Source organism: Streptomyces sp. NPDC005963 (assembly GCF_040638655.1).
Classification (GTDB): Bacteria; Actinomycetota; Actinomycetes; order Streptomycetales; family Streptomycetaceae; genus Streptomyces.
The window spans coordinates 369,141-382,784 of record NZ_JBEXVD010000005.1; the positions used below are offsets into that span (position 1 = coordinate 369,141).

Below are 13,644 nucleotides of genomic sequence, written 5' to 3' on the forward strand. Positions count from 1 at the left end.
CTGCTCGGCGCACGACATTCGTACTGAGTCCTTCCCCGGCGGGCGGCCCCCTTCGCCCCCGGCACATCACGCGGCTGGCACGCGTTTTGTGATGCGTGCCGTTCGCGACGCTGCGCCCGGATTTCGTTTGCGGCATTGCTCGTTCCGCGTACGATCCCGGTTGCAAAAGTGCCTGGCGGAGCCTGCTGGGATGTGCCCCTCGGGTGAGGACATCAGTAAACCCAGCGTAGTTCGCTGCATCCCGACCGTTAAGGGGCGGTGTTCCGGATGGCGAGATTGTTGTGCGTTGGAGCAGCGCCGTCGCGCTACCAACGGGCGCCGGTGGCGCGGAGCGTGCTCTCGCTGTGCCCCGGCCGTGTGGCCGTGCGCCTGTGCGTGCGCTCTGGCCGCGGTGCCGGCGGGAGCGATTCCATGAGTCTGCGTGGGTCGGCCCGCTGCGTACTGGAACCAGCGGGCTGGGGGACACTGCCGCCTTCAATCCCCGCGGGCGGCGGAGCGGTCCGGGAGGCGAACAGCGCCTCCCGGACTTGCGTGTCCGGACCTTGGTCGATGTCGGAACATGCAGTGTCATATGCCGCTAGATAGCGACACTGTCATGGGACCGGATTTCTCGGGTTCTATCGTCTCGACAGGGCGTCTTCTGCTGCTCTCCGCTCTGGAGAATTTGGCCGAATGTCGACTGTCGGACTTGTCTTGTTTGTCAAGTCGTGGGAATGACGTGAGTATTCCGCTTCCCACTGAACTGGCGTCAAATCCACTCTTTCAGGCGCTCGTTCGCGTTTTGCTGGCGCTACCTGGAGCCGTCCCCGTGTGCCGACTCGTGGCAGCATGTTCCCGAACGGGCGGATGTGACATGGTCCTGGTGCAGGTGTGACACGGTCCTGGACCGGGTATGGCGCGAACCCGAGGGCCGGATCTGGCCCATCCGTTCACTGCCGGGCGGCACGTCCGTCGGGTCGCTGTCCCTGGCAGGCACCTCGACCCGGGCGTAGCGTGCTCCGGTGCGGCAGGGCCCGACCGGGTCCGACGGATCATGATTTGTCCACAGCCTGTGGAGGCGGCGATGCGGTGGTTGGTGGGGTGGAGCAGTATCGCCGCTAACTTCGGTACGGCAGGGGCGGTGGGACCGTCCCACGAGGGCCGATCCGTCCATCCCGTGGGCTCCCAACTGCTGTGGGGCGACCCCGACCCGCTCTGGGCCGTCGGCGACTGGCGCCCCGACGAAGTGCGCATCGTCACCATCGAAGCGCCCCCCGGCTTCAGCGAAGCCCCCATCGCCCGACTCGCCGTCCTCGGCTGCTGCGCCGCCAGCGACGACGAGTTGCGCGCGGGACTGATCTCCGCCCGCGGCGGCGCGCTCCGCCACCTCACCGCCTGGCCCGGGAGCTACACCGCCGTCGTCCAAGCAGGACGCCGCATCACCGTCGTCGGGGACCTCGCCGGAGCGAGACCCGTCTTCTACACGCCCTGGGCCAACGGCACCGCGTACGCCACCGCCGCTCTCCCGCTTGCCGACCTCATCGAAGCCCAACTCGACATCGGCCACCTCGCAGCGCTCCTCGCCTGCCCGGAAACCCCCGAAGCCCTGCGCGACTCCACCCCGTACGAAGGGGTCAAGCGCATTCCGCCCGGACACGCATTGATCCTGCGCGAAGGCTCACGTGAGATCACCGGATACGAACCCGTGGCCTCGCTCGCCGTCGCCGGACCGCAGATCGACCCCCAGCGAGCGGTCGACGGTGTCCGCGACGCCCTGGTCGAAGCGGTGCGCGCCAGACTGACCGCACCCCGCCACGCCCCCGAGATGCTGCCGCAGGACCCCGGCCCCGTCCCCGGAATGGGGCCCGCCGACCGCCGGGCCCGCCGCGGCGCACCCGCACCCGGAATCGGCGCCGACCTCTCCGGCGGCAGCGCATCGAGCACCCTGGCCCTCCTGGCGGCCGGACTGCCCGGCGTCCCCGGAACCGTCATCGGCCACGGCGCGGGCGCCGGCGAACGACTGCTCGCCGTCACCTACAACGACCTCACCGAACAAGGCCGGGAAGCCGAGTTGGACCGCGCCCGCGCCATCGCCGAGAACCCCCGCCTGCACCACGTCGTGGTCGCCGCGGGCGAGGAGGGCCTGCCCTACGCCGGCCTGGAGAACGGGCCCCTCACGGACGAGCCCGCACCCTCCCTGGTCATCGCCGAACGGCACCGCGGACGCCTCGCCTCCGGGAGCGCCGACCACTTCACCGGTGCGGGCGCCCGCCAGGTCCTCGACGCCCACCCCGCCCGCCTCGCCGATCTGCTGCTCGACCGGCAACGACGCCATCTGCTGCGGCCGGTGACGGCACTCGCCCGCGCCGAAGGACCCGCGCCGCAGTCCCTCTTCATCCCCCTGACCGTCTATCGAGCGGCCAGACGACTCGCCCGCACCCCCTATCGGACCGGGCTGGAGACGGCGGCCGACCGGCTCGTCGAAGCCAACCGTCCGGGAGGCCGCGGCAAGAACGGCATCGGCCCGCTCGGTGCCTCCCTCGATGCCCTCACATGGTCCCGGCCCGGGCCGGCCGCACGATGGCTGACGGGCGAGGCGCTCGCTGAAGTATCGGTTCGCCTGATGGAGGCCGCCACCAGGCCCATATCGGTGCAGCGCCCCGGCGAGGCGAGGGCCCGGGCCGCGCTCACCCGGCACGCCAACGACCAACGCATCCTGGAACAGGCGGCGGAGGTCCGCAGCCAGCGACTCCACGCCCCCTACCTGGACAACCAGGTCGTACGAGCCTGCCGCGACCTCCCCGAGTCGCTCCGGGTGCGCCCCGGGGCCCGCGCCGAGATCCTCCGTACGGTCCTCGCGAGCACCGGCATCCACGATCTGCCCGCCGGCTGGGGGGCGACCACCCAGGCCACATCGGCGGAGACCGCCCGCAAGGGGCTCAGGGTCTCGCTGCACCAACTGATGGCCCTCTTCGACGCGCCCCTGCTCGCCGACGCGGGCCTGGTGGAGGCCCGAGTGGTCCGCAAGGCACTGCGCGCGGCGTCCGAGGGCGAGCCGGTCCCGCTCGACGGCCTGGCCGACCTGGTCTCGACGGAACTGTGGCTGCGCCGCCTCCTGTCCCGCCGCGGCACCTGCTGGACGGGTACGGCGGCACCCAGACAACGCGCGGTCGCAGGCGGTGTTCCGCCACGACCCACACTGCGCACGTAGTTCCCGTGGCGCTCGAAGTTGAGGCCCGCCCGAGTACCGCCCAGTCTGAGCGCTGACCCGCCCGGGTAGGCGCCACGCGCGTACGAAGCAGTCCGGGGGAGCCGTCCGTTCAGCGGCAACTGATCCGGGACATCGCCCAATCGGCGAGCGTCACCGCGTCGAACTCCGTCTGGGGCTCCACGACCAGTCGCATCGTCTTGCGACCGGAGAGCGAAACCTGAACCGGGACGGCCGCATCACCGCCGCGGACCACCGCGGACCGCCACAGCCGCACCCCGTCCCCGTACACGGAGAACCGCACCGCGCCCAACTTCAGGGTCATGTCGTCGATCCCCACCAACGCCGCATAGCTGGAGCATTCGCGGTTGAGGTCGATCAGGACCGAGGACCGTCCGTGGACCGTCGCACCATGGCCGTACCAGGTGCCGCCGATCTTCAGGCTCTTGCGCTGCCACAGCCAACTGCTCTCGTACAGGCGCACCTCGGGCCCGGTGTGGTCGCCAACCGTGCCGTACGCCAGCTCATTGAGGTGATACACCTCCGGCTCCGGTGCCGGAGTGGGGCTCGGCCGCGGTGTCGTTGACTGCGTGGGGCGGGGGGCAGGGCTGCGCGACGGCGTCGGCTTCTCGGGCGATGGCCGCGGAGCCACCGATCTGGACGCGGCCGGCGATGGGGCCGGAGCCGGCGGCGCCGGAGGAGACGGCTTCGGCTTGAGCTTCGGCTTGGTCGAAGCCTTCACCGGTGGTGGCGGAGTGGGGCGGGGGGACGCCGACGGTTTCGGTGAGGCCGGCGCCGGCTGCGGAGGCGCGATCGGCTGTACGGCCGGAGGCTTCTCCTTCTTCCGGGCGACCGGTTCAGGATCGCCCGCGAACGCCCACACCAACCCGCCCGCGGCGGCCACCGCCACCGCGGCTGCGATCGCAGCCTTCGCCGGCGCGCCCAGCCCCTCCGAAAGCAGCGCGCCGCCGGAAGCGGCCCCCGAACCACTGCTCGTAGCACCGCCGGTCGCGGCAGCCGCTGCACCGACTCCGACAGCGCCCGCTGCGCCGCCGGCCACGACTCCGGCGGCCTTGAGCGAGTAGCCGGCGGCGATCCAACCGATGACCGCGACCGGGAGGAGCGCCGGAATGCCGGCGTTCACCTGCGCCAACTCGCCGGCCGCCAGTCGGCATTTGACACATTCGTCCAGGTGCTTGCGCAAGCCGCGCTCGGCGCGCATCCGCAGACCGCCCCGCGCGTACGCACCCAGCCGGTCCGCATAGCGTGCGCAGTCCCCGCCGGAGGTCAGCGCGGAACTCACATGCGCCTGGAGATACGCCTGCTTGAGCCCTTCGCGGGCCCGGCTCGCCAACACCGCCGTGGCATTCGCCGTGAGCCCGAACAGGGGCGCGACCTCACTCGGCGACTCCTCCTCCACGGTGGTGTGCCACAGGACAGCCTGCCAACGCTCGGGCAGCGAGCGGAACGCCTGCATGGCCAGCGACTGTTCGGCCTCGTGCATGGCCCGGACGTCGGCACCGAGATCCATGGCCGCATCGGCCGTGATGGCGGTGCTGCGCGCCGCATCGGCCGCGAACACCCCGAAGTCGTCGACCAACTGCTCTCGTTTGGCGCTCTTCATCCAGCCGGCAGCAACGCGCCGGACCGTGGTGAGCAAGTACGCCCGGACCGCGTGCTCCGGTCCGGCGCCCCCACGGACGGCCTGGAGCGTCCGCGCGAACACCTCGGCGGTCAGATCGTCCGCGGTGTGGGCGTCCCGGCAGCAGGTGCGCGCGTACCGTCTGACCGCCTCCGAGTGACGGCGGAACAATTCCGCGTAGGAACTGTCGTCGCCTTCGCGCATCCGCTGGATCAAATCGGCGTCGGACGGTGGCGTTTCTCGCGGCGGAGGCAGTACGGAACCGAATCCGGCGCTGCCGCCCTCGCGTTGGCTGGGAACGGCATGGATCTCACTGTCCGCGCCCGCCTGGGGGCTTCCCTCGTGATCGGTCCCGGACGGGGAGCCGGAGCCCGTGGCAGAGCCGTATCCGGTCGGGAAGCCGGGGCGTTGTGGAGAAGCGGGAACGAAGGGCGGTCCGGGGAGGGGAGGCGCCCCGGGGGTGGAACCGAAGGCGACCGAGTCGTCCGGCTTGGGCCCGCTCGGCCCTTGGCTGGGTACGACATGCCCGTGCCCGTCTGCTTCGACGGGCTCGGAAGCCTCGCCAGGCCCGGGGCCGCCGGACGAGCCGTGCGCTTCGACGGGCCCCGGGTTCGCAGTGGAGTCAGGCGGGTCGGCGGGGCCCGGAACGTCGATGGGCGCCGGGACTTCGGCGGGGCCATGGATCGGGGGCGGGGGTGAGCCGTGTGGTCCGGCCGAGCCATCAGCTGCTCCGGCCCCGGCCGGAGGCGCCGGTGGCTGCGGCGGATTGACGGCTGGCCGTCGTCCACCTCGCCTGCGCCCGCCCTGTTCCGGAACCTGCCGAGAGGACAGTTCCCCACGCCCGGTCGAGTCGTTTCCGCCGTCTGGCTCGTCCCGCGCGCTCCGACCGTCACCACTCATCGCGGAAGCCCTTATTCGTCACGGAAGCCCCCGTCAGCACCCTCAGACCCGAACACCGGGCAAGCGTGCCATACGGCGGGAGCGCACCAAGCCCGCATCCTGCTCAACCACTCATCCGGGGAGATCTGACCGAATTCGTGCCCTACCCGCGGCGGCTGGTGGAAAGGGGTGCAGATCTTCGGTCGACTCCTCGGCCGGCGCAGGCAACGTCCCTACCTCGTCGCTGTGTTCACCGCGAGGGATGCGCCAGGAGAGACTCGAATGCCCGATGTGGTACCGGGGCTGACGGGGTTGCGGGCAGACCGACGAAGCGGCCGCTCAGCGACGAACGGCGAGTTGTACGAGAGCCGTTCCTGGCCGCGGGAGAATCGCCATATCGGCGAGGAAGCAGCGCTGCGCAGGGCTGTGGTGAGTTGTTCCGGCGCCTGTCTCACGCCGAGCCGATCCGGCCGGGAGGCCCTTCCGAACCCTCAGTGGGCTGATGGCAGTGATGCGCCAAGGAACCGACTGATCCGCCGATGCCCGGCTGGGGCCAAAAGCTCCTCAACCGGGACCAGTTCATGAGTAGCCGCCCTGGCCCGGCCTGCTGACGTCTCGTGTCCCTACCAGGACCCGACGGCCAGGATCCGGCGGCCAGGACCCGCTCGGGCTGGACACGCGAGGCCCGACAGATGGCCCCGGCGTGCCCGTACGCACCCGGCTCGTCCCTACCGAGGCCGCAGCCCCTCCAGCAGGATGTCCAGCAGTCGGGCGGAGGCCGCCGCCTGCTGAGCCGCATCCGGCAGCGAGGGTGCGGCCGTGGCTATCACCAACAGCACGTCGGCGACGGTGACGTCTCCTCGCAGTTCGCCTGCCGCCCGAGCGCGGTCGACCAGTTGGCCCACGACCTCCAGGAGGTCGGCGGCCCCTCCGTCCTCACGCTCACCGGCCGGAACGGAACGCTGCCCCACCACCCGGAGGTCCGGCTGTGCCGGTCCGCCCCGCTCGGCGGCCGGCGTCGGCTCCTCGGCCCCGGAACGCTGGTGCGGTACCCGCGCCTCGTCCCGCGCAGCCCCGGTCACCGAAGAGGTGACTCCATCTGACGTCGTCTCAACAGCGTCCTCCGCGTCGACACCGACCCGCAGCACCTGGGGAGGCAACAGCCGCCCTGCGCCGGACGCCACCGACGTACGAAGGAAGCGGGCCAGTGCCGACCAGGGCTCTTCCTCCTGGCCGAGAGCCGTACGCGCCTGCTCGGTCAGCCGGGAGGTCTCCTCCGCGGCTATACGACGCACCAGCACGTCCTTGCTGGGGAATCGGCGGTAGACCGTGCCGACACCCACCCTCGCCCGGCGCGCCACGTCCTCCATCGGCGCCCCGTAGCCCAACTCGCCGAAGACTTCGCGGGCGGCTCGCAGGACGTGCTCAAGGTTGCGCTGTGCATCGACCCGGAGCGGCGCCGAGCGAGTGCTCCCGCCCGCCGCCAACCGTCCGTTGCCGCTGTTCGCTCCGTGCAGTTCGGCCTGATGCCCGCCGTGTACATGGCCGTCCGCGGTCTGCGGTACGGCAGCCTGCCAATGTGAATCCTGAATGGTCATACATGTTCCCCCGGTCACTGAGTCTCCCCCCGGAGACCTCCCCGCCTGGTCTGTCGGACGAGCCTTGGCCAAGCACCCCGACGAGGTACGAACATAGTTGAGCCCGGGTCAATTCAGAAGGGGGTAGTTCCGCACGGAGCGCCCCCCGATCGGAGCAAGGACCGGAAGCCTCCGGTTTACGCCCCCTCGCACCACCCCTTGCGCCCTCCCTGACCTGCGCTCCTTTCCCCTCATTCGACACCCTTCCGGAGCACGCGCCCCCCAAGCTTCCGGTCACACAATTTGCCGCGCCTGTGGACAAACGCCGGGGACCGTTGCGTCATGGGATGGTGAAGGCTGCAGACTCCCAGGGCCCGGCCCCCGGTTCCCCGCCGGCCGCGCGAACCAACCGCACGCGCATTCTCGTCATCGGCGGTGGTTATGTCGGGATGTATACGGCACTCCATCTCCAGCGAAAGCTGAAACGCGAGCTCGCACGTGGCGACATCGAAATCATGGTGATTACACCCGAGCCATATATGACGTATCAGCCCTTTCTCCCGGAAGCGGCTGCCGGGTCCATCTCCCCGCGGCACGTCGTCGTCCCGCTGCGCCGGGTCCTGGACGCGTGCACGGTCCTGATCGGCGAGGCCAGCGCCGTCGACCACGCCAAGCGCACCGCCACCGTGACGACCCTCGCCAGCGCCGAAGAGGGCACGGGCGCCGTGGAGGTCCCGTACGACGAACTCGTCATCGCGCCGGGATCCGTCTCCCGCACGCTCCCGGTGCCGGGCCTCGCCGACTACGCCATCGGATTCAAGACGGTCGAAGAGGCCATCGGCCTGCGCAACCACGTGATCGAGCAGATGGATATCGCCTCCTCCACCCGCGACCCCGCTATCCGGGATGCGGCACTCACCTTTGTCTTCGTCGGCGGCGGCTATGCCGGTGTCGAGGCATTGGGGGAACTAGAGGACATGGCGCGCTATACCTCGCGTTACTACCACAACATCAAGCCAGAAGACCTCCGGTGGATTCTGGTCGAAGCCAGTGATCGAATCCTTCCCGAGGTCGGCGAGGAGATGGGCAAGTACGCCATTCGTGAGCTGCGCTCGCGCAATATCGACGTACGTCTCCGGACACGTCTGGATTCCTGCGCGAACCGCGTCGCCGTACTCAGCGACGGCAGCCGTTTTCCGACCCGTACCGTCGTATGGACCGCGGGTGTGAAACCGGCTCCCGTACTCGCCGCCACCGATCTGCCCCGTAACGACCGCGGACGGCTCAGGTGCACCGCACAGCTCACCGTCGTCGGCACTGAACACGCCTGGGCCGCGGGCGACGCAGCAGCCGTCCCCGACGTCACCGCGACCTCACCGGACGCCGAGTGCGCGCCCAATGCCCAGCACGCGGTCCGTCAGACCAAGGTGCTCGCCGAGAACCTGGTGGCGTCACTGCGCGGAGAGCCGTTGAAGGAGTACGTGCACGCGTACGTCGGCTCCGTCGCCTCGCTCGGCCTCCATCGGGGCGTGGCCCATGTCTACGGCCGCAAGCTCAAGGGGTACCCGGCCTGGCTGATGCACCGCGCCTACCACCTCAGCCGGATGCCCACCTTCAACCGCAAGGCCCGGGTACTGGCCGAGTGGACCTTGGCCGGGCTCTTCAAACGGGAGATCGTCTCCCTGGGCTCACTGGAGCACCCGCGCGCCGAGTTCGAGGTGGCCGCCGGCGGAAGGCGACCCGGCCACGGCCCGGACCACCCTCCCCGCGCACCCCGCAACGGGGATCGTCCGGGCCCCACTCCGACAACGGGCAACGATGACCCCGGCCCGTCCCCCCGCTCCTCGGACGAACCACCGTCGGCCGCCGACCCGGGCGACTAACCCGCAGCTCACCCGCCCGATGAGACCTCCGGACGCCGGCTCGCCACCATGGCGCGCCGGCACTGGCCGGAACCAGATGGACGGCTGGCCGACACCCCCAGTCAGTCCGCCCGGACACACAGGACGTGTGACCATAGGTGGGCTCACATCTGCACAGAGTGACCCCTTGCCCCTTGCCGACAACCATTGAGGCCAGAAAGTCAGTGAACTTCACGCGCTGGAGCGCAAGGCTCCCCGGTACGCAGCGCCGCGCCGCCTCGCGGAGGAACGACCGCGGGATCTCCACGGCACCTCCGCGCCCTGCGCAGCGCACCGAGAGCAGAAGTGAGAGCCGTGGCGAGGGATCAGTTCCGGCAGCCCGCGGGGAAAGTGATCAACAACCGGACTCCCTCCCCTCCCTGCCCGCGCTGGAGGACTTCCCCGCCCGAGAGATCTTCGGGCGGCTGCCGGCGCTGGTCGCCCTGACCCACGGGCCCGAGCACCGCGTCGCCTATGTGAACGACGCGTACACCGCAGCGTTCGGCCCGCGGCCGATCGGCAGCCCCGCGGTCGACGCCTGCCCCGAACTGACCGAACTGGGTCTGCCGCCGCTCATGGACCAGGTCCTGCGCAGCGGCACGCCGCGCACGATCAAGTCGCGCAGGATCCACAGCGGCGGCTCGTACACGGTCAGCTGTCTGCCGATCGAACATCCGGACCGGACCGGTGAGATCACGGGGGTCTGCGTCTTCGCCGCCGACGTCACGGACCACGCCGAAGCCGCCGAGCGGCTGCGGGCCAGCGAACGCCGCCAGCGCGACATGGCGGTGACCCTCCAGCGCTCCCTGCTGCCCCAGGAACTCGAACAGCCCGACGACCTCCGTATCGCCGCGACCTACCAGCCGGGCGGTGAGGACGCCGCAGTCGGCGGTGACTGGTACGACGTGATCACGCTCGGCGCCGGACGTACCGCACTCGTCATCGGCGATGTGATGGGACGAGGGGTGCGCGCCGCGGCCGTGATGGGCCAGCTCCGCACCGCGGTGCGCGCCTACGCCCGGCTCGACCTTCCGCCGCACGAGGTGCTCCAACTCCTCGACGGCCTGGCCGCGGAGATCGACGCCAGCCAGATCGCCACCTGCGTGTACGCCGTCCACGACCCCAACGAGGGGCAGCTGGTCTACGCGTCGGCGGGCCATCTGCCGGTTCTGGTCCGAGACGAGGACGGTACGGTCCGTCGCGCGGCAGATCCGACCGGGCCGCCCCTCGGCACCGGAGGCTGGCTCCACAGCTCGGGCACGATCGCCCTACCGCCAGGATCCACCGCCGTCCTCTACACGGACGGCCTCGTCGAGCGGCGCGACGAGGACATCGACGAAGGGGTGGCGGCGCTCGAACGCGCCCTGTCCGGTGCCACCGGCACGCCCCAGGTCATGTGCGACCGACTGTTCAGGGCGATGGGCGTGACCGCGGACCACGATGACGACGCCGCGGTCCTCGTCGTCCAGCACCCCTCACGCAAGGGCGTCACGGCGGAGCTGTTCCATAACGCCGCCCTCGATCTGCTCGGAGGCAAGGAGGCGGCACCCCGGGCCCGGGCGTTTGCATCCGGAGTCCTCGCCTCCTGGCGGTTCTCGTCCGAGCTGCACGACCTCGGCGTCCTCGCGACCAGCGAACTCGTCGCGAACTCCCTCCAACACGGCACCCCGCCCATGCGACTGCGACTCCGTCGCACCGACCGCCGTCTGATCATCGAGGTGACGGACGGCGACGACCACCTCCCGCGCCGCCGCCGTGCCGAAACCGAAGACGAGGCGGGTCGCGGGATCTCCATCATCGCCACGATCGCCTCGTCCTGGGGGAGCCGCCGTACGCCCGGCGGCGGCAAAGCCGTCTGGTGCGAATTCGCCCTGCCCCGCTGACAGCGCCGACCGCCCCGGCCATGAACACTGTTCATGATCCATACGGCTAGGCCGCGACCTCCACTGGCTCGGCCGCCTTGTGCTGCGCCACGACCCGTGACTTCACGGCCAGCGAAGGCTGGTTCTGTACGGGAGTCAGCTCGCGCCCCAGCCGTACGGCCAGCACGGATATCCCGAGCGAGAACAGCACGAACGTCACGATGTACGGTCCGTGCAGCGCGGCTCCCATGGGGCCGCCCACGGCCGGACCGAGGGCCAGCGCAAGCTGCTTGACCAGGGCGAAGGCCGAGTTGTACTGCCCGACCATCGATTCCGGCGCCAGATCGGCGACCAGCGGGGCGACGGTGGGCGACAGCATCGCCTCGCCCAGTCCGAAGAGGGCGTACGTGGTGATGAAGGCCGCGGTCGCCATGGTCTGGCTGTTCGTCCCCAGTCCCGCGTACCCGGCGATGACCCAGGCGACCGCCCACACCAGCCCGACGGCGGCGATCACGCGGGAGCGCTTGCGCTGCTCGACGAACTTCAACACCACGAACTGGGCGATCACGATGACCGCGGTGTTGGCGGCCAGTGCCGAACCCAGCGTGGACGGTTCGATCCCGGCGGCCTCCGTGCCGTACGCGGCAAGACCGGACTCGAACTGTCCGTAGCAGGCGAAGAACAGCACGAAGCCCAGCACGGAGAGCTGAACCATCGCCTTGTGCCCCAGCAGGGCGCGCATTCCACCCTTGGCCTTGGCGGCCGGGTCGACCGGCGCACCCGTCAGGGGCGTCGGACGGGGGATCCGTACGGTCAGTGCGATTCCGGCCAACACGAGGAACATCACCGACTCGATGCCGAACAGCAGCAGGAAGCTGTCCGGGCGGCTCTTGTCGACGAGTTGCCCGCCGATCAGGCCACCGAGACCGAGGCCCAGGTTCTGGAGGAAGAACTGCATGGCGAAGGCGCGCGTGCGGCTCGCGGCATCGGAGCACCAGACGAGCATCGTGGCGAGCGCCGGCTGGATGACGGCGGTACCGGCACCCAGGAGGGCCGCCGAGAGCACCACGGTGGTCACGTTGTCGGCGAGACCGATGGACAGGGCGCCCACGGAGGCGAGCAGGGAGGCCGCCACCAGCACCGGCAGCGGACCACGTCGGTCGATGGCCCGACCGGTGAAGGGGAGGGCGATGAGTGCGGCCATCGCGAAGGTGGCGAGGACGACACCCGCCGTCGTCGCCCCCAGATCCCGCACCTGCGCCACGTAGACGTAGAGATACGGAACCGTGAAACCGAGTCCGAACGCGCTCAGCGCGCTACCTGCCTGGATTCGGCGCATCGCTGCACCCATCACCCTGGTCACACTCACCTGCCTCAAGAGCTGTAGGCCCAAAGCCTGAAGACTTCAACAATAAATTTCGACAGTGAAGAGTACACAGAGAAGGACTTCAATGCCAACGAGAGACATGCGATACTCCGGCGTATGCCTAACGCGAGCCCCGAAGGCCAAGCAGCGACCGGCCCGACCCTTGAGCCGAGCCTCGACGAGCAGATCGCCGCATACCAGCGCGAGTACGGAGATCTGGACCCACAGGTCGAAAAGGTCGTTTCGGCGCTCGGTCGACTCAACCGCCGCATGAACGTCGCGTACGGCCGGCAGGTCGCCGCCCTCGGCATCAGCAACGCCGAGTGGGAGGTCCTCAAGAGCCTGGTGCTCGCCGGCGCCCCCTATCGAATGGGCCCGGGGGAGCTTGCCAAGCGCCTCGGTCTCACCCCTGCGGCCATGACGCATCGCATCGACCGGATGGCGAGCGAGGGGCTGGTCACTCGCGACCGCGACGAGAACAACCGTGTGCGCGTGATCGTCGAACTGACCGACGAGGGTCGAACCAAATGGCTGGAGGCGATGCGCATGGCGTCCAGCTTCGAAGAGGATCTGCTCCAGGACCTCTCGGCGGACGAGCGCGGAGTTCTCGGGGAACTCCTGATCCGCGTACTGCGCAGGGTGGAACACACCCAGCCGGACGCGGGCGGTCGACTCACCGATCTGGAGTAGCGGCCCTGCATCCCTCAGTCACGTACCCCAGGCCCCCAGCTCCCCCCTTCTCCGCCTCTCGGCCTTCTCTGCTTTCTACGAAGTACGAGGTGCGAGGGCCACGGCAGGAGGCAGCGCGATCGGGAAACTCCCAGGTGAGGGAACTGGTACGGCTGGGCCCCAGGGGGAAGTTGACACGGAGTTCATCCTTCCGTAAGGTTCTTCGAGTTGTCGCGGGGCCGTAACGGTTCTTCGATGACCACTCCCGCCGCTAGATGCGGCAACCAAACTCAGCACGACTCTCCTCAACGGGAGCGATTTCGGCGTGCCGGAATCCATTTCGAAAGACTCGATTATGAGTCGCCGGGGAAATCCGCTAGAGTTTGAAACGTCGGAACGGCCGAAGGGCCGGAAAGACAATCCCGATTTCGACCGGGAATCAGGCCCGAAAGGATCTGATAGAGTCGGAAACGCAAGACCGGAGGGAAAAGCCCGGAGAGTCCTGAGAGGGATTTGAAGGAAGCGTCCGTTCCTTGAGAACTCAACAGCGTGCCAAAAGTC

Annotated in this window: 7 protein-coding genes; 4 read left to right on the forward strand and 3 right to left on the reverse strand. The window is 69.6% G+C overall.

What is annotated here, in order from left to right:
- Nucleotides 1-1,063 precede the first annotated feature (1,063 nt).
- Nucleotides 1,064-3,190, forward strand: coding sequence for an asparagine synthase-related protein (locus tag ABZ348_RS11270; RefSeq protein ID WP_358931598.1), 2,127 nt, complete (start codon nucleotides 1,064-1,066; stop codon nucleotides 3,188-3,190).
- A gap of 109 nt (nucleotides 3,191-3,299) precedes the next feature.
- Here the strand turns inward: ABZ348_RS11270 and ABZ348_RS11275 are convergent, their stop codons facing one another.
- Both ABZ348_RS11275 and ABZ348_RS11280 read right to left on the reverse strand, forming a co-directional pair.
- Complete coding sequence (locus tag ABZ348_RS11275; protein ID WP_358931652.1) at nucleotides 3,300-5,483, reverse strand: sigma-70 family RNA polymerase sigma factor; 2,184 nt, start codon at nucleotides 5,481-5,483, stop codon at nucleotides 3,300-3,302.
- A gap of 953 nt (nucleotides 5,484-6,436) precedes the next feature.
- Entirely contained in the window at nucleotides 6,437-7,306 is an 870-nt protein-coding gene (locus ABZ348_RS11280; protein WP_358931600.1) for a helix-turn-helix domain-containing protein, read from the reverse strand.
- Nucleotides 7,307-7,632: 326 nt separating this feature from the next.
- On the opposite strand from ABZ348_RS11280, the gene ABZ348_RS11285 reads away from it, so the two are divergent.
- Together ABZ348_RS11285 and ABZ348_RS11290 are read left to right on the forward strand one after the other, a co-directional pair.
- Entirely contained in the window at nucleotides 7,633-9,168 is a 1,536-nt protein-coding gene (locus ABZ348_RS11285) for an FAD-dependent oxidoreductase (RefSeq protein ID WP_358931602.1), read from the forward strand.
- A gap of 203 nt (nucleotides 9,169-9,371) precedes the next feature.
- Nucleotides 9,372-11,069: a SpoIIE family protein phosphatase gene (locus ABZ348_RS11290; RefSeq protein WP_358931604.1), complete on the forward strand. Its 1,698-nt coding sequence runs from the start codon at nucleotides 9,372-9,374 to the stop codon at nucleotides 11,067-11,069.
- A gap of 46 nt (nucleotides 11,070-11,115) precedes the next feature.
- On the opposite strand, the gene ABZ348_RS11295 is transcribed toward ABZ348_RS11290, so the two are convergent.
- Nucleotides 11,116-12,387, reverse strand: coding sequence for an MFS transporter (locus tag ABZ348_RS11295; protein WP_358931606.1), 1,272 nt, complete (start codon nucleotides 12,385-12,387; stop codon nucleotides 11,116-11,118).
- 144 nt (nucleotides 12,388-12,531) lie between these two features.
- Between ABZ348_RS11295 and ABZ348_RS11300 the strand changes: the two genes are divergently transcribed.
- A complete protein-coding gene (locus ABZ348_RS11300) occupies nucleotides 12,532-13,104 on the forward strand; it encodes a MarR family transcriptional regulator (protein ID WP_358931608.1) in 573 nt (190 codons plus the stop codon).
- Nucleotides 13,105-13,644: the final 540 nt, after the last annotated feature.